Consider the following 17,418-nt stretch of genomic DNA (forward strand, 5'->3'; position numbering starts at 1 on the left):
TATTCAGTCAAAAGAAAAGAACTTTTTCGAAATTTAAAAAAATTGTCGGATAAACAGGTACAGATAAGTGGAGCGGGAATAAAGAGTAGGGAGAGGAGTGGGAAGATGAAGCGAGCTAACTGGAAAGAGGCAGTCGTCTATCAAGTCTACTGGCGTAGCTTTAAAGATTCGAACGGGGATGGGATCGGTGATTTAAGAGGTGTCATCGAGAAGCTTGATTACATCGCTTCACTTGGTGTCGATGTCGTGTGGCTGAATCCATGTTATCGTTCCCCGGACGTCGATAACGGCTATGATATTGCCGATTATTACGAGATCATGAAAAAAGCGGGAACGATGGGAGATCTCCAGGAGTTGATCACGGCTGCTCATGCCCGTGGATTAAAGATCATTCTCGATTTAGTCGTGAACCATACGAGTGACCAGCATGCCTGGTTCCGTCAGTCATGTGAGCGGATCAACGATAAGGATGACTGGTACATCTGGAAAGACGGCACGAAAGAGACGCCTCCGAACAACTGGCGCTCGTACTTTGCGCCAAGTCCGTGGACGTGGAGTGAAGAGCGCGGGCAGTATTATTTTCATTCCTTCGCCAAAGAACAACCGGACTTGAACTGGGAGCACCCAGCTGTGAGGCAAGCAATCTACGATATGATGAACTGGTGGATTGCTCAAGGGATCGACGGCTTCCGGATGGATGTCATCAACTTGATCAAAAAACGGTCGTTCGAGGATGTCGCCAATCCGTTTGATCTCTCGTACCTTGGGAATCAGCCAGGTGTGCATGACTTCTTGCAGGAGATGCATGCGAATGTTCTCGCTGGTAAAGACTTGTTTACAGTTGGTGAGATTCCGTTCGTCGGTCCAGAAGATGGACTGTTATATGTCAGTGACGAACGAAAAGAACTCCGGACACTGTTTCACTTCGAAATCGCGGACGACATGGAAGCGATGGATCTCTTACGATTCAAGGAGATTCAAAAACGCTGGTACGACGTCTTATACCCATTAGGTGTCAATTCACAGTTCCTCAACAACCATGATCATACACGACAAGTGACGCGCTTCGGCAGTGAACGATACCGGGTTGAGAGTGCGAAACTACTCGGTTTGATGTTGCATACGTTACCGGGCATTCCATACGTGTATCAAGGAGAAGAGATCGGGATGACGGGGATTCGCTTCTCGGATCCGTCGCTTTATCAGGACGTCGCCTTTCGAAATCGATACGCGGAGCGCGTCGCTGGCGGAGAGGACCCAGAGGTCGTGCTCTCATCGATGCAGTTACTTGCGCGCGATAATTCCCGTACACCGATGCAGTGGGACGATACACATGCAGCTGGCTTTACGAGTGGTAAACCATGGTTAGCGGTCAATCCGAATTATACGGACATCAATGTCGCGCAAGCAGAAGCAGATCCATCGTCCGTGCTTGCTTTTTACAAGTCGCTGATTCAGATGCGAAAGGATCATCCGATTATGGTCTACGGTACATACCGAGACTTAGCGCTTCATGATCCGTATCTCTATATCTATGAGCGGGAATTAGAGGGAGAAGTCTGGCGGATCGTCCTCAACGTACATGATGAACCGATGCAGACCGCCCTCGTCTTACCACAGGAAAAGTTGCTCATATCAAACTATCCGGATAGCCCGGATATCTTGCGTCCTTACGAAGCACGCGTCTATCGTTATGCTGTTACAGAACAGACGTGAGTCGTCTGTTGAAAAGAAAAACATCCGCGGACATGTCAGGAACACGTTCGCGGATGTTTTTTCATATGCGTACATTACTTGAAAGGTGATGTTTTTTTCGTCTGTAAGACGTGAGAGAATCGATCGACGGCTTGGCGCATCTCATAACTCGGTCCGAGAAAGAGCGGACCATGTCCGACAGCGAGTATATCCGGAGACAGTTCCGTCAGTTGATCAGCCGAGCGAAGGGCGACGTCCGGATCCCATGTTGCGAGTGCAGGGAACGGGAATTGCCAGCGGACGTCACCGGAGACGGCGAGTCCTCCTTGCGTCTGAAAAGCATCTCCGGCGATCAACGTCCGGCTTCCTTCATGCCAAAGTGAGATCGAACCAGGTGTATGACCGGGTGAGGCAATGACACTGAGACTTCCGACTTGTTGACCACTCTCGAGCAAGCGATCCGGACGTGTTTTGATGTTTTTCGGAATACCACCTTTTAAAGGTGTCGTTTCGCCTTCGCGTAGCGTCTCGTCCCCACTGAGCAATGCAGCATCGCGATAACTGATACAGACTTGAGCGAGAGGAAAGGCGTTCGCAAGGAAATCAAGCGAACCGACATGATCGGCATGCGCATGAGTCAGGATGATTGCACCAAGCGGTTTCTCTTGCTTTCGAATATAGTGATAGAGCGCCTTTGCGTTGATCCCGAGGCCGGCATCAATCAATGTCAAACTGTCTGCTTCTTCAAACAGGTAGCAGTTGACCGGGAAAAAGGATGGGGTCGTCTGCAGTTGGTGTAAACGTTCGATTGTCGTGACACGCATCGGCTTCACTCCTTCAAAAAAATGAATAGTTTTCTTCTTTAGTATCGTCTGTTTTTTTAGATGCGTCTAGACGCATTATGTGGAAAAAGAGGCATCACCTGTAAAAAGATGATCCCTCTTCTATGAATCATTCAAATGTCACAGCGAAGACGGCACCGGCATGTGGTGCATCATCTCCGTCGGCAGCCGTCGTGACGAGCAATCGATCTTCATAGAAAATCGGGCACGTCGGATTCGAAACAGGGAAGTCGACATGATCGAGTTTTTCACCAGTCGCAAGATTCCAACGGGTGATGCATGATCCAGCATAATGCGCGATCCAAGCATGACCTTCCGCGTCCTTCGTCATACCATCCGGGAACCCTTCTTCTTCTTCAAGGTCAACGGCGACACGTTTATTGGAAAGTGGTGCGTCCGGAGCGTAGTCAAAGGCATAGACTTTTTTTGTCGGTGTATCGATGTGATAGAGCGTCTTGCCATCTTCTGACCAGACGAGTCCATTCGAGTTCGTCAAGTCTTCGTGCAAGACATCGATGGAACCGTCATGACGCAGACGGAACAATCCAGCAGTCTTACCGTCTTCTTCATTAATGCTACCAGCGACATATTGTCCAGTCGGATCGAGCTTTCCGTCATTCATTCGGTCAGAATCGGGCAGTGACAGTTGATGCTCAAGAGACAGATGACCTTCCTTGAGATCAAACGTCCCAAATCCGTGTTCAGCCGTGACACGTAATAAGTCTGGAGCGTCCGTCAAGGCAATTGATGTGATGGCGCTTGGTAACGTGTACGGCTTGAGTGCTTCTGTGGCAAGGTCATATGAAAAAAGAAGTTGATTCGGAATGTCGACAAAATAAAAGCGTTTTGTTTTCGCATCGTAGACAGGAGATTCACCTGTCTTACACGCGACATCAATAAATACAGATACACTCATGAAAAGGCCTCCTACATCATGTATGAATAGATTCATATGTTGATTGCAACATATGTGGCTTAAAAGGAATTAGTTAACTACTTTCTATACCTGTTATGAATAAAAATAAACCTCTCCTAAATTAATTATGTCATTTATTTACTAAAAAAGGCATAATATATAACGGAGGTGTGTTATGTTCAAGAAAATTTGTATTTTATTAACAACTTTTTGTCTTTTTCAATCTGTCTCTACCACTCAGGCAGAAACGATTTCAAAAGGTGTGACCTATACGACAAAATCAGAAACACTTTCGGGTACACCACAGTTATTTCGACATATAACGGTTCAGCCCGATACCGGTAACTACTGGATGACGACGAAAGGACGAGATCGTGTATTAGCAACAGAATCTTTACCTTCTCAAGTTAGTCGCGTGACAGCGAGCGGGGGGCGTGTCGTAACAGCGATCAATGCCGATATGTATCGAGTAGCTTCGGGGTTACCGATTGGACTTCAAATTCAGCAAAATCAAGTACTGGTTAGTCATAGTGTAAAAGATTCTGCGACAAAATTCCCATCATTCATGATCAACGGACAAGGGAAACCAGAGATCGGGTCGTTCGGTATCATCGGATCTGCGACGACTGATACGAAGCGGGTAACGATCCACTCAGTTAACCGTAACGAGAACTTAGCGAATCGAATCGGTATCTTTAGTTCAGCTCATCATGCTTCAAAAATGCTGAAGCTAATTGAGCCGTCAGAAGCGATGAAAAAAGAAATTGCTATCGTCTATTTAAAAGGAACAGCGACATCGGCGTTTACACTCGGGAAGAACTATCAATGGACCGTTGAATCGGTAGATACGACATTCCGTAAAGAAATTCGCTTACCCGATGCTGGAGTTGTCCTCGTTGGTCTCGGAAAACAAAAAGCGGCACTACTCTCACTTGTGAAAGCAGCAGAAGAAAAATCAAATGGTCTGTTATCAACACAATTAAATCTAGTTCAATTATCGAATCTTCAAATGCGTAACGATATTCAAGAAGCTGTATCTGGATATAACTGGTTGATTCAAAATGGAGTTGGATATAGTTTAGACAGCCTAGCATTGAACCATGACCGCTTTTTGATGCTCGCTCGTAAGGCGCGGACACTTATCGGTACAACGTCAAACGGGACAGTTCAAATCATTACGGTGGACCAAGCTCGTCTTGATTCAAAAGGGATTACGATGCTTGAGGCAGTGGAGCAAATGAAGCGTTTAGGTGTAACGTCGGCCCTCGCATTTGATGGTGGGGGATCGACAGAGATAATGGTCAGACGCGCTGGAGAGTTTTTACCTAAAACAGCGAATGTACCGGCAGATGGAAGAAGTCGCTCTATTACGAACGGTTTAATATTAGCCACTCATTATGTTCCATCGAATGTAGCGACGACGATTTTATTGACTGCCCCTAAAGAATTATATGTAGGTGAAAAAGGTGGATTTGGATTAAAGCTGACGGATGCAAATGGACAGCCTGTAGATGCAACGAAGAAATCGATTATTTGGAAAGGGACAGGTGTCAAAGGCTTACAAGTCGCGGCACCGCTGACTCCTGGAAAATGGACAGGTACGATGCAAGTTGATCGTGCTAAACGAACCGTATCGATTCCAGTCACGAATCGCTTGACCGGTCTTACAGTCAATGGAGGGCGTCCGATCTTGTTGAAAGTAGGACAACGCCTCGCGATTTCATCAGAAGGATGGCTAAACGGACGACGTGTCGTAATCCCTGCTTCGCAACTCAATTACCAGGTTGCAAACGGAGCGACCGCATCGATTACAAAAGGGAATATTCTTGCAAAGAAAATCGGGAAGACAGAACTAACTGTCTCATCTGGAGGGAAGACGGTTCGACTACCGGTCACCGTCTCTGCTATGAAAAAAGAGGAAGTCATCGATTCCTTCGAACAGGGAGTCTACGAAGCGAAATCTCCTTATGTTTCGAGTTATACTGTCCGTCTCAGTTCCTTACAGAAATCCAGTGGCAAACAATCGCTTGAAATGACATATGATTATTCAGGGTGGAAGAAACAAAACGGAGCCATGTACATTAAAAAAGCATCATGGATCATTCCTTCTCCTGCCCGTGCATTGACGATGGATGTGTATGGAGATGGACGCGCGCCTTGGCTTCGCTCAGAAGTCAAAGATGCTGCAGGAAATCGACATGTCGTGGATTTCGTCAAGAAGGTAGATTGGAAAGGATTTAAAACGGTACAAGCGACACTCGATCCGACGTGGCCAACACCTCTTAAAATCGAATCGTTGTATTTTGTTGAAACGGATACATTGAAAAAAGGAACAACCATTAAGAGTAAGGTGTACTTGGATCAACTCAAAGTTTTATACTAAACCTAAAAAAAAACAGGGAATCGGATTTCAATGAAATCTTGACCCTGTTTTTTTTATCAGATAAAAATTACTCTGACGGGTGGTTTATAGTAATTAGCGACTTTTGACAAGAAGATTTACAGCTTCCTTCACAAGCTCTTCTGTCTGACCGTCACCATTTTGTTCGGCGTCTCTTACGCACTCAATTAAATTGGAGCTTACGACGACACCAATCGTACGATCAATCGCGGAGCGAGCAGCGGAAAGTTGAGTAATGACATCTCGACAGTCTTGCCCTTCTTCCATCATACGAAGGATACCACGTAATTGCCCTTCGATTCGGCTGACGCGATTTTTCATTTTGCGATCATAATCCATATATGTTCCTCCGTTTCATAGTAGAACTAACGTCTGAGTAATACCTTTATGCTATGCCCATAACGGTATTACTGTCAATTCTATCGAATTTTAAGATATACTTTTCTTGAAATCAGGGAATATGGATGTGGTGAGGAATTTACTTAGAAAATTGATGAAAACTAAAACGATTTGGTGTTAGCTCTCGTATACTATATGATGAAGCTGATATCAGGAGGAGGAAAAGGATGCATACTCAATCCGATGAATCGCTTTATCATCTGATGCGTAGCGGTGATGAACAGGCACTCGAGACTTTGTATGAGAAGTACGAGCGATTGTTATTTTCATTCGCCTATCGCTTTACGAATAATGATCGATTGTCTGAAGAAGTCATTCAAGAAGTATGGATGAAAATTTGGAATGGTCGTGTTGATTTTGATACACAAAAAGGAAAGTTTTCATCTTGGATTTTGACGATCACGCGTAATGCGGCTCTTGATTGTTTACGTCGTGAAAAACGACAACCGACGATTGAAGTTGAAGAACGAGATGGCGGATATGATGAACCTGTTGAGCGGACCGTCATGCAACGCGAAACTGCAGCGGAAGTGCGGGGCGCCGTAAGTGAACTAAAATCAGAACAACAGGATTTGATCGAACTAGTCTATTTTCAGGGACTAACTCAACAACAAATCGCAGATCAACTTGACTTACCACTCGGAACAGTCAAAACACGTATCAGAAGTGCGATTCAAGCATTAAGAAAACGATTAGATGGGAGGGAACGAGATGGAAGAACGTTGTCATGACTTGATCAATTACTTCAATGGAACACTCTCTTCAGCAGATCGCGACGCGTTCGAAGCGCATCTTGCGACGTGCGAAGAATGTCGCGAAGCACTTTTAGAAATGGAAGAACTCATGCTTCCCATCGCTGAATCGCTTCCGGAGCGTCCTGTTCCTGTAGGAATGAAAGCACGTATTCTTGGAGAAGTTCTTGGTTCAACAGAGACGGAGTCTCCTAAAGAAGAACCGATGACTACTCCAGTAGACATTAAACAAGCACGTCAGCAACAAACGAAGAAAAAGAGTGTCCCACTTGGCTGGTTGATGAGCATTGCTGCCGCCCTTATTCTTTCACTTGGTGCGAATGCCTACTTTTTGTCACAGGAAGAAAGTACAGATACACCGGAAACACTGGCGATGGATGAAATTAAAGGAATGGGAAACTTTGAAAGCAACGAGTCGATCAAGGGATCAAGCATGGTATTTACACAAAACGATAAGTCGTATATGCTCGTTCAATTGAAAGATCTGCCTCCATTGAAAAAAGGAGAATTGTATCAATTATGGACCATCAAAGGTGAGACACCGACTGCGAACGGTATTATTGAAAAAGACGGCGAAGCAGCAGCGGTATTTCAACTCAAAGGTAATGGTGACGTCGATGCTGTAGCAATCACTGTCGAACCCGAGCCGGATTTAGCGAAACCTACGGGAGAAATCGTGGCCTCAGTTGCACTTTAACTTAAAAAATACGAACGGATTCGTCTACGACGAATTCGTTTTTTTTGTGCGTTTTACATTAAGAAAAAAAGACTAAAAAGTAGAAAATATCAATTAAATCGCATGAAATGCAAGTTTCGACTGAAAATATACTTCATAACCGTCGATACTAAGAAGAAAGTCAGTTCTATAAGGAGAGGCCACATACAATGAATGAATGGATTATTTTAACAAAGCACTATGAAGTGGGCTTAGTTGTACTGTCGGTACTCGTCGCGATCATTGGATCGTATGGATCGCTTGAATTAAATCGACGTTTGGCTAAGGCGACTTCTTTGAAAAAACGAGCGTTATTCTTATCTTCTTTGACGATGGGACTATCGATTTGGGGGATGCATTTCGTTGGTATGGGTGCTTTCGCTTTACCCGTCACGGTTCGTTATGACTGGATTTTAATGTTCTTATCCGTCATTCCAGCTATTTTAGCTGCCTTCATCGCCTTTTATCTACTCTACTCATCAGCGATTACACGAAACAAAGTCATTTTAGCAGGTTCTTTGATGGGCGTAGGTATTGCGATGATGCATTATCTTGGGATGATGGCAATGGATTTTGGTGGCGCGATTCGTTATGAAACAGGGTTGTTCGCTCTATCCATCCTAATTGCGATCACTGTAGCATATGTTGCCTTGTTACTCTTACATCGTCTACGACATGTTGATAAGAAAAGAATTCTTATTCCCATTGCGATTGTAATGGGCTTTGCTATCTCTTCCATGCATTATGTAGGTATGTTAGGAACATCTTTTTGTATCCCGATTGATCAAGCAGGACGTATTGGTGATGGTCCTATTACATCGAATATTTTAAACGATGTAGCCATTCCGGTATTTTTGATTTTGATCTTAATCGCTGGACTCTATATTCATTTAGAACGACGTGCCTTACAGATGATGGCATATACTGATCATTTGACCGGTTTGCATAACCGTAGATGGTTAGATCACCATATGATAAAAGTAGATGCGCATTACGGAAAGTCTAAAGACGAGATGGCGATGGCTATACTTGACCTGGACGGGTACAAATGGGTCAATGATACGTTTGGTTTTGATAAAGGAGATGCCGTCATTCGTGAGTTTGCAGATCGGATGCGTGCGTCCTTATCGGAAGATGAAGCATGTATTCGTTATAATGGAACGCAGTTTTTTCTTATCAAAAAAGTACCTACTGATGCATTACTTCGTACTTTCGAACAAATTTTAGAAGATATTCGACAACCGATTCACTTAGATGATCAACCAATCCATTTGACAGCAACGATGGGTGTCATCTTACCGGATATGGGAGAAACGTTAGAAATGCGAATTGGTCAAATGGAAAGTGCTCTCCGGGTCGGCAAAAACGAAGGAAGAGATCGATTCATCGTGTACGATGATTCCCTGCATTCCGACAAAAGAGAGCAATTGATCGTCGGTTCCTTACGCCGGGCGATGACGGATTTCAAGGAGTTCGCTCTCGTCTACCAACCGAAGATCGCACTCGCGACAGGCAAGGTGGATCAGGCGGAAGTTCTAATTCGCTGGAATCATCCGAAGTTCGGTTTCATCTCACCGGCGGAATTCATTCCACTTGCTGAAAAGTATAGTTTAATTCATCGTTTGACCGAGTGGGTGTTGAAGGAGACCGTTGCACAGATGGAGATTTGGAAGAAAGAAGATTATTTCATTCGCCAAGTCTCGGTGAACTTATCCGCGATGCATTTCCGATCGGAGTCGCATAATATGATGATTAAAGAAATCGTTCATCATTCCTTGAAGAACGGAAGTGAATTGCAACTACAACTCGAAATAACGGAAACGTCCGTTATGGAGAATCTGGACCGGGCGATGACGATGCTTGGTGAATTGAAACAGCTTAGTCTGACAATCGCTCTCGATGATTTTGGAACGGGTCTATCGTCGCTAACGCACTTGAAGCATTTGCCGATCGATATCTTAAAGATCGACAAGTCGTTCATCGATGAAGTCCCACATGACGAACGGGGAACAGCGATTACGGAAATGATCATCCAGCTTGCGAAGAGTCTTGGGATCGAAGTCGTCGCAGAAGGTGTCGAAACGCTCGAACAGCATCTCTTCTTGAAACGCCTCGGTTGTGATTATGGACAAGGCTATTACTATAGTAGACCGATGCATGTGAAGGATTTAAATCAGCAAGCGATCGAAGAGACCGTTCTAAATGTCGGATAAGGCAATCCAAACATGACTTTCGTTCGTATACTAGATAAGCATGCGAGGATGATGCATGCGACGTCTGGGGGGACGCAAAGCGCTGGGATATTACCAGCTCGTGCACGACGCAGACAGACATCTAGTACATTCAATCATACTCAGACCATCTAGCTTTCGACGCAGCACCTGTCTGTTCGAACACAAACAAAGGCAACTTCCACGACGGAAGTTGCCTTTTTCATTTGCGCTTATGAGCGAACCGTCAGGACGCAGCCTGTTTGATCCGTCACGAGCACATTCGTATTGAAATATTGGCCATCACTTTTTAAGATGAGCGCTTTTTTCTCCTCGTTGTAATCGAGTGTCATTTCTTGATCGAGGAAATGACTCGACCACCGCTTGACGAGAACAGGACCGACGTTTGAATCAATCGTCATGTCTTCCGGTGTCGCTTCATCGACGATGCGAATACTGAAAATACCAGAGTTTCCGCAACCACAACCCTCTGTATCGTAATAGAGATGCAGTTGACCGGATACTTCACCGCGTAATTGGCGGATTCGCTCCTGAGCAGACGGTGTAAATGTGATGTTCATGGTCATTCACTCCTTTCCCTTATTATACGCCGTTTGAACGAGAAAGGAACGTTACTTGCTCACGCTGACTTGGCGGCGCATCCGAACGAGAAGGAAGATATAACCGGCTAACAATAAGACGACGCTACCGAGAACTGTCGTATCGACGAGACCATTATCGGACTCGAAGTTGATCGCGATATACGCCCAGACGAAGACAAGCGGATAAATCGGATCACGGTTCGCAAACATGAAGAGAAGAGCGATGATGACTCCGACGACGAGTATGATCATCGTCCAACCCGCATCTCCAATTCCAAGCCAAGATGTTACACCTTCTGCATTGATCGTCAGGAAGATGTCGGCAATCGTCGCGACCGATACCCAGCCGAGGTAAAGCGAGAACGGTAGCTTAAAGCGTAATCCTTTCGTCTCACGGTCAATTTTTGAGTAGATGACGATCAAGGACAACAAGAGACCAACGATGACGACAACGGAGACAACGAACAGTTCAAACGTGAAGGAAACGATCCAGCCAGCATTAAACAGACAGCTGATCAAGAACCACGGTCCGATTTTCTTCGCCAGTTCGTGTTCCTTGAACTTCGGAATCGATTGTAAAATCAACCAGATGAGTAGAATCGTATAAATTAATCCCCAAATCGAGAACGCATACCCAGCCGGTTTGAACAATGTGATGATCGAATCAGAGATTCGTCCTGTCTTTCCACCATCAAGGGCGTTCACGGCAATCGTGAAGATGAAGCCGACCCAGTTGAGCCAAATCCATTTATTATTTTTCAAACAAAAAACCTCCTTTATTCTCTAAAGAAGGTTTACCCAAAAATCAAATTCATTAGTCATCACGGTCGGCGCGTCGGGTTCAAAAAGGACATCCCGATCGCTGGATTTCCTGTATGCGAACCGAGAACCGGTGTCAAGTCATCGATCCGGACACGCACATCGTATTGCGATTCGAGGCGTTGTTTCCACTCGAGTGCCAGGTCATACGCTGTCGCGTGGAATAGTGAAATATCCGTGACCTGTCCCCGTTCAATGATTGCGACAAGGTGATCAAAAATCTTCGAATGCGCTTTTTTGAACGTCCGGACGGTTTGATAAGGAACGATCTTTCCTTCCTCGAAGTGGAACAACGGACGAAGTTGCAACAAGTTACCGACGAATGCCTTCGTCGAAGAGATCCGTCCACCTGCTTGTAATTGATCGAGGTTTGCGACCGTGAATTCAATGTGATGATCGAAACGACGCTCGAGAATGATCTGTTCGACGGATTCGATCGAGTGTCCCGCTTCGACGAGTTCGATCGCTTCTGCTAGGAGTTGACCAGCCGGGTAAATGCCACAACGGGAATCAATCGCAATCAGACGAAAGCCAGCAATCTCTGCCCCTTGAACGGAAGCGTTGTACGTTCCGCTCAGTTCGCTCGATAAGTGAACAGCGAAGCCGACGTCGTAATCCTCTTTCAACCGTTCATAATGCTCGGTGAAGCTTCCGATTGAAGGTTGGCTCGTCGTTACCTTGTGTTTTGAGTCAATCCAGCTATAGACGGTCTCCGCATCAACGTCGACACCATCGACGAAACTTTCTCCATCCTTCATGACAAGTAAAGGGACGACCGAAAGATCATCGCGCTGAGCGATCGTATCCGGTAAAATCGTTGTACTATCAGTGATCCAAGCGATCCGCATAACAAGTTCCTCCTTAAATTAGTACCTGATATTAATTGTAGGTGTAAGCGTTCTCGCTGTCAAATGAACATTAAAAAATATCGAACGTTTTAGTTGATTAAATAATGAAATACGCTATAATCGGTACGTGATTAGTAAACTTTTAGTCATCTTATACTAAACTAAGCCGATGAGAGGAGGACGTCGATTGTACTCAATCGGTCAAAAAATCAAGAACCTCCGTCTTCAAAAGGGATTGACGCAAGAGGAACTAGGGGAAAGAACAGACCTGAGTAAAGGGTACATCTCGCAACTCGAACGGGAAATCAGTTCACCGTCGATCGAGACGCTGTTTCATCTCCTCGAAGTCCTTGGCATCTCACCGAAGGATTTCTTTGATGAGGATACACTCAATCAAAAAGTCGTCTATGGGGAAGAGGATGTCACGACATATGCCGATGAGGAACAGGGGTATCATGTCACGTGGCTCATTCCGGAATCGAATGAAAAAGAGATGGAACCGGTCCTGCTCACACTCGCGCCAGGGGGAGCATTCAAGACGTATGAACCATCAGGTGCCGAGACGTTCGTCTATGTGCTCGTAGGAAACGTCACGCTGACGCTCGGACGTCAGTCTTTTGTAGCGAAACAAGGAGAGACACTTTACTATAAGGCTTCAGAAATCCATCAACTACGCAATGAGTCAACACAAGAGACGAAGGTCCTCGTGACTGCGACTGACTCATACTTATAAAGGAGGAACTAGATTGGCAGATACTACGATCATTCAATTCAAGGACGTTACGAAACGATACGACGATCAGACCGTCCTCGACCAAGTCAGCTTCGAAATCGAACGCGGGAAGTTCTATACGTTACTCGGACCATCGGGTTGTGGGAAAACGACGATCTTACGACTGATTGCTGGCTTTTCGGAAGCAACAGAAGGGGACATCATCTTCAACGGAAAACGGATCAACGATGTACCGGCGAACAAACGTCAAGTCAATACGGTTTTCCAAGACTATGCACTCTTCCCGCACTTGAACGTTTTCGAGAACATCGCCTTCGGTCTTCGCATCAAGAAGGTGAAAGAAGCAGAAATCGCTAAACGTGTGACGGACGCGTTGAAGTTCGTCAACTTGTCCGGTTATGAGAAACGAGAAATCACCGAGATGTCAGGTGGACAGCGGCAACGTGTCGCGATTGCTCGGGCAATCGTCAATGAGCCGGAAGTCATCTTGCTCGATGAGCCACTGTCAGCGCTCGACTTGAAATTACGGACAGAGATGCAGTATGAGCTCCGCGACTTGCAACGTCGTCTTGGCATCACGTTCATCTTCGTCACGCACGACCAAGAAGAGGCACTGGCGATGTCAGATGAAATCTTCGTCCTCAATCACGGTGTCATTCAACAATCGGGCACACCGACGGATATCTATGATGAACCGATCAACCGCTTCGTCGCGGACTTCATCGGTGAGTCGAACATCATTCCAGGGCGCATGGTGGAAGACTATCGGGTCTGGTTCGCAGAAAAGGAATTCGAATGTGTCGACCGTGGTCTTGAATTGAACGAACCGGTCGAGATCGTCATCCGTCCGGAGGATCTCGAAATCACGAACGTGACACAGGGGAAACTACAAGTCACCGTCGATTCGCAACTTTTCCGTGGCGTGCATTACGAGATCGCTTGTATGGATGAAGTCGGTAACGAATGGCTCGTCCACAGTACGAAAAAAGCGACGGTTGGTGAGCAGATCGGACTGACATTTGATCCGGAAGCGATTCACGTCATGCGACTGAACGAGACGGAAGAAGAATTCGATAAGCGTCTGGAATCCTACGACGGGGTGTTATGATGCAAAAATCACGTAACTGGTATCTCATCCCGTATCTATTCTGGATTGCCTTGTTCGTCATCGCACCGATCGTACTCGTCGTCTACTATTCATTCCTTGATTTGGACGGCAACTTCTCATTTGAGAACTACCAGAACTTCTTTACGTCGACCTATTTGACGATGACACTCAGCTCGTTCTGGTATGCCTTTTTGATTACAGTGTTTTCGCTCTTGATCGGTTATCCGACCGCTTACTTGTTGACGAAAACGAAGCATAAACAGCTGTGGCTACTTTTGATCATCTTACCGACGTGGATCAACTTGTTGTTGAAAGCTTATGCCTTCATCGGGTTGTTCAGTACGTATGGTCTTGCGAACCAAACGCTTGAAGCGATTGGAATTGGACGACAACAGATTCTCTTTACCGATTTTAGTTTCGTCTTCGTCTCGGTGTACATCTTCATTCCGTTCATGATCCTGCCGATCTTCAATGCGATTGAAAAACTGAGTCCGTCACTCGTCTTCGCTGCACGTGATCTTGGGGCGTCGAACTTCACGACGTTTCGGCGTGTCGTCTTCCCGCTGACGCTCGATGGTGTGAAGTCAGGCTGTCAGCTCGTCTTCATTCCGGCGTTATCGCTGTTCATGATTACGCGTCTGATTGCCGGGAACCGCGTCATCACGCTCGGTACAGCGATTGAACAGCAGTTCCTCGTGACACAGAACTGGGGCATGGGAGCGACGATCGCTGTCTTCCTCATCATCGCGATGGCGATCATCCTTGCCTTGACGAGTACGAAACGGAAGAAAGGAGCGACGACTTGATGAAACGTCTGAAACTAGCAAATCTTTATCTGATCGGAGTCTTCATCATTTTGTATGCTCCGATATTCTACTTGGCATTCTATTCGTTCAACAGTGCTGACAACATGACGAACTTCGATTCGTTCACGTGGGATTGGTACAAGGAAGTCTTCCAAGATTCACGTTTGTTGATCATCGTATTGAACACACTCGTCATCGCCTTGTTATCAGCTGCAATCTCGACGATTCTTGGCGTATTCGGAGCGATTGGGATTCAAGCCGTCCGTAAGAAACGGGTCGAGACGTCGTTGTTGACGCTCAACAGCATCTTGATCGTCAGTCCGGATGTTATCATTGGGGCATCGTTCTTGATCTTCTTCACGCTACTTGGCATCCAACTCGGCTTTACGTCAGTCTTACTGTCCCACATCGCGTTTTCGGTACCGATCGTCGTCATTCTCGTCCTGCCGAAGTTGCAGGAGATGAGTCCAACGCTCGTTGATGCAGCGCGCGACTTAGGCGCAAGCCGTTGGGATGTTTTGACGAAAGTTATCTTGCCGTATATCACACCGGGGATCTTCGCTGGCTTCTTTACGGCATTGACGTACTCACTGGATGATTTTGCGGTGACGTTCTTCGTGACAGGAAACGGCTTTACGACGTTGTCCGTTGAGATCTACTCACTTGCCCGTCAAGGGATTTCGATGAAGATCAACGCCTTGTCGACCGTCATCTTCTTGTTTACGTTCTTACTCGTCATCGGCTACTACTTCTTGAACCAACGAGCTGCTACGAAGCTTTCGCGACCGGAGGTGAAATGACCGTTGAAAAAATTGATTCAATTATTTGCTGCGATTTTCCTGATCTCGGGTGTCATTTTATTCACCTTGAATCAGTTAAATGAGACACAAGGGTATTCAGGGAAAAATGTCCTGAACATCTACAACTGGGGCGATTACATCGACCCAGCACTGATCAAACAGTTTGAGAAGGAGAGCGGCATCAAAGTCGTCTATCAGACGTTCGATTCAAACGAAGCAATGCTGACGAAGATCGAACAGGGAGGAACGACGTACGATATCGCTGTTCCGTCCGACTATGCGATTGCGAAGATGATCGATGAGAAGCTCGTCGTTCCGATCGATCATCAAAAAATCCCGAATCTCAAAAACATCGATTCGCGCTTTTTAGATTTATCGTTCGATCCGAACAACAAGTACTCGATTCCGTATTTCTGGGGAACGGTCGGTATCGTCTACAATAAAGACTTGATTGATGGGAAGAAACCGACGAGCTGGAAGGATCTCTGGGATCCGAAGCTAAAGAATCAGATTCTACTCGCTGACGGTGCCCGTGAAGTGATGGGGATGAGCTTGAATAGTCTCGGTTATTCGTTAAATGAAACGGATGAGTCGAAACTACAGGAAGCAAAAGCGAACTTGATGCGCCTGACACCAAACGTCAAGGCAATCGTCGGAGACGAGATTAAGTTATTGCTCGCGAATGAAGAAGCGGGGCTCGGTGTCGTCTGGTCAGGTGATGCAAACGAGATCATGAGCGAGAATGAAAATCTTGACTACGTCATTCCAAAAGAAGGATCAAACGTCTGGTTCGATAATGTCGTCATTCCGAAGACCGCGAAAAACGTCGAGGGGGCACATGAGTTCATCAACTTCATGCTGCGTCCAGATGTTTCAGCGAAAAATGCGGATTACGTCGGTTATTCGACACCAAACAAAGAAGGCTTAAAACTGCTCGACAAATCGGTTCGGACCGATGAGCGATTCTATCCTGATAAACAAGTCACCGATACACTTGAAGTTTATGAGAACCTCGGGAAGAAGATGCTCGCACATTACAATGAGTTGTTCCTAGAGTTTAAGATGCATAAGAAATGAGGAAGAACCTAGTGTCCCGCCGACACTAGGTTCTTTTTGTTTGCATGTATAAAAAATAAAAATAAACTTCCATAAAAAAACTATAAAAACTGAATAATTTTTTGAAATAGGGGAATCAGTTTATTATCAACGCTTTATATAGGCGCCGAGGAGGACATTAGCATGAAACAAGTCTTAGGAATCATCTTAACTGCCGCACTCACTGTCAGCATCGTGTCAGGCACTTCATATAATCAATCGGTCGAAGCAACAAAACAAACTGATGTAAAATGGCTTCAAGAAATTCAGACGCAAGCAAAACAAGCACATTCCCTCGATGGAAAAGTTGTTCTTGAAAAAACGACACTTGCGCAAGTACATAAAGCGTACAAAGGCGAAAAGAGCTCGAACTGGTGTCAAAGTGGAAATGGTCTTGCTTCAGCAGATCGTGCCCTTCACTACTGTTCAACGTATGGTGTGAAGGATGCAAAAGCGAAAGTCAGTGCCATCGTTTATGATCCGAAACAAGTCAAACGGACGGTTACAGTCAAGGAAGTCAAACAAGCCTATTCGACAGCTAAACTCGATAAAACGTTCAATGTCATGACCGTTTCCTCAAAACAGGTCAACATTTATCTAAATTTAAACTCTGACCGTACACAAGTCATGTCAATTCTAGTAAAATATAACTAATGAAAGGATGACCGATTCGGCCA

The 17,418-nt window shown here is 45.6% G+C and carries 17 protein-coding genes; 11 read left to right on the forward strand and 6 right to left on the reverse strand.

The window, feature by feature from the left end; all coding sequences use genetic code 11:
* Positions 1-105: 105 nt before the first annotated feature.
* Positions 106-1,716, forward strand: a complete 1,611-nt coding sequence (locus tag NOM72_RS01200) for an alpha-glucosidase (protein ID WP_174316572.1) — start codon at positions 106-108, stop codon at positions 1,714-1,716.
* A gap of 74 nt (positions 1,717-1,790) precedes the next feature.
* Here NOM72_RS01200 and NOM72_RS01205 read toward each other — a convergent pair whose 3' ends face one another.
* Complete coding sequence (locus tag NOM72_RS01205) at positions 1,791-2,519, reverse strand: MBL fold metallo-hydrolase (protein WP_023469362.1); 729 nt, start codon at positions 2,517-2,519, stop codon at positions 1,791-1,793.
* Positions 2,520-2,646: 127 nt separating this feature from the next.
* On the reverse strand, positions 2,647-3,453 hold the full coding sequence (locus tag NOM72_RS01210) for an SMP-30/gluconolactonase/LRE family protein (RefSeq protein WP_023469361.1): 807 nt from the start codon (positions 3,451-3,453) through the stop codon (positions 2,647-2,649).
* A gap of 175 nt (positions 3,454-3,628) precedes the next feature.
* Between NOM72_RS01210 and NOM72_RS01215 the strand changes: the two genes are divergently transcribed.
* Positions 3,629-5,836, forward strand: a complete 2,208-nt coding sequence (locus tag NOM72_RS01215; RefSeq protein WP_255997439.1) for a phosphodiester glycosidase family protein — start codon at positions 3,629-3,631, stop codon at positions 5,834-5,836.
* A 93-nt stretch (positions 5,837-5,929) separates the two neighbouring features.
* Here the strand turns inward: NOM72_RS01215 and NOM72_RS01220 are convergent, their stop codons facing one another.
* Positions 5,930-6,193, reverse strand: a complete 264-nt coding sequence (locus NOM72_RS01220) for a metal-sensitive transcriptional regulator (protein ID WP_058714080.1) — start codon at positions 6,191-6,193, stop codon at positions 5,930-5,932.
* Between the two features lie 227 nt (positions 6,194-6,420).
* Between NOM72_RS01220 and NOM72_RS01225 the strand changes: the two genes are divergently transcribed.
* The 3 genes from NOM72_RS01225 to NOM72_RS01235 all read left to right on the forward strand — a co-directional run bounded on the left by NOM72_RS01225 (position 6,421) and on the right by NOM72_RS01235 (position 9,933).
* Positions 6,421-6,984 (forward strand): RNA polymerase sigma factor, encoded by a 564-nt coding sequence (locus NOM72_RS01225; protein WP_023469358.1) that lies wholly within the window; start codon positions 6,421-6,423, stop codon positions 6,982-6,984.
* Positions 6,965-7,702 (forward strand): anti-sigma factor, encoded by a 738-nt coding sequence (locus NOM72_RS01230; protein ID WP_035396129.1) that lies wholly within the window; start codon positions 6,965-6,967, stop codon positions 7,700-7,702. The genes NOM72_RS01225 and NOM72_RS01230 overlap by 20 nt, the downstream gene beginning before the upstream one ends.
* A 188-nt stretch (positions 7,703-7,890) precedes the next feature.
* Complete coding sequence (locus NOM72_RS01235) at positions 7,891-9,933, forward strand: putative bifunctional diguanylate cyclase/phosphodiesterase (protein WP_023469356.1); 2,043 nt, start codon at positions 7,891-7,893, stop codon at positions 9,931-9,933.
* Between the two features lie 230 nt (positions 9,934-10,163).
* Here NOM72_RS01235 and NOM72_RS01240 read toward each other — a convergent pair whose 3' ends face one another.
* Genes NOM72_RS01240 through NOM72_RS01250 form a run of 3 tightly spaced genes read right to left on the reverse strand, consistent with a single transcriptional unit; the run spans position 10,164 to position 12,199 of the window.
* Complete coding sequence (locus NOM72_RS01240; RefSeq protein WP_055969076.1) at positions 10,164-10,511, reverse strand: iron-sulfur cluster biosynthesis family protein; 348 nt, start codon at positions 10,509-10,511, stop codon at positions 10,164-10,166.
* A gap of 51 nt (positions 10,512-10,562) precedes the next feature.
* A complete protein-coding gene (locus NOM72_RS01245) occupies positions 10,563-11,294 on the reverse strand; it encodes a tryptophan-rich sensory protein (RefSeq protein WP_023469354.1) in 732 nt (243 codons plus the stop codon).
* Between the two features lie 59 nt (positions 11,295-11,353).
* Positions 11,354-12,199, reverse strand: a complete 846-nt coding sequence (locus NOM72_RS01250; protein ID WP_023469353.1) for a DegV family protein — start codon at positions 12,197-12,199, stop codon at positions 11,354-11,356.
* 169 nt (positions 12,200-12,368) lie between these two features.
* Between NOM72_RS01250 and NOM72_RS01255 the strand changes: the two genes are divergently transcribed.
* The 6 genes from NOM72_RS01255 to NOM72_RS01280 all read left to right on the forward strand — a co-directional run bounded on the left by NOM72_RS01255 (position 12,369) and on the right by NOM72_RS01280 (position 17,395).
* Positions 12,369-12,932: a helix-turn-helix domain-containing protein gene (locus tag NOM72_RS01255; protein WP_255997444.1), complete on the forward strand. Its 564-nt coding sequence runs from the start codon at positions 12,369-12,371 to the stop codon at positions 12,930-12,932.
* A 13-nt stretch (positions 12,933-12,945) separates the two neighbouring features.
* Complete coding sequence (locus NOM72_RS01260) at positions 12,946-14,040, forward strand: ABC transporter ATP-binding protein (RefSeq protein WP_023469351.1); 1,095 nt, start codon at positions 12,946-12,948, stop codon at positions 14,038-14,040.
* Positions 14,037-14,846 carry an ABC transporter permease gene (locus NOM72_RS01265; protein ID WP_029342588.1) on the forward strand — a complete coding sequence of 270 codons (810 nt, stop codon included), beginning with the start codon at positions 14,037-14,039 and terminating at the stop codon, positions 14,844-14,846. Before NOM72_RS01260 ends, NOM72_RS01265 begins: the two co-directional genes overlap by 4 nt.
* Positions 14,846-15,646, forward strand: a complete 801-nt coding sequence (locus NOM72_RS01270; RefSeq protein ID WP_029342587.1) for an ABC transporter permease — start codon at positions 14,846-14,848, stop codon at positions 15,644-15,646. The genes NOM72_RS01265 and NOM72_RS01270 overlap by 1 nt, the downstream gene beginning before the upstream one ends.
* A 3-nt stretch (positions 15,647-15,649) precedes the next feature.
* The gene (locus tag NOM72_RS01275) at positions 15,650-16,723 is read left to right on the forward strand and encodes an ABC transporter substrate-binding protein (protein ID WP_023469348.1); all 1,074 of its coding nucleotides are present in this window, start codon (positions 15,650-15,652) and stop codon (positions 16,721-16,723) included.
* A gap of 162 nt (positions 16,724-16,885) precedes the next feature.
* Entirely contained in the window at positions 16,886-17,395 is a 510-nt protein-coding gene (locus tag NOM72_RS01280) for a hypothetical protein (RefSeq protein ID WP_255997445.1), read from the forward strand.
* Positions 17,396-17,418 lie beyond the last annotated feature (23 nt).

It is taken from the genome of Exiguobacterium sp. LL15 (assembly GCF_024436095.1).
In the GTDB taxonomy this organism is placed as follows: domain Bacteria; phylum Bacillota; class Bacilli; order Exiguobacteriales; family Exiguobacteriaceae; genus Exiguobacterium_A; species Exiguobacterium_A indicum.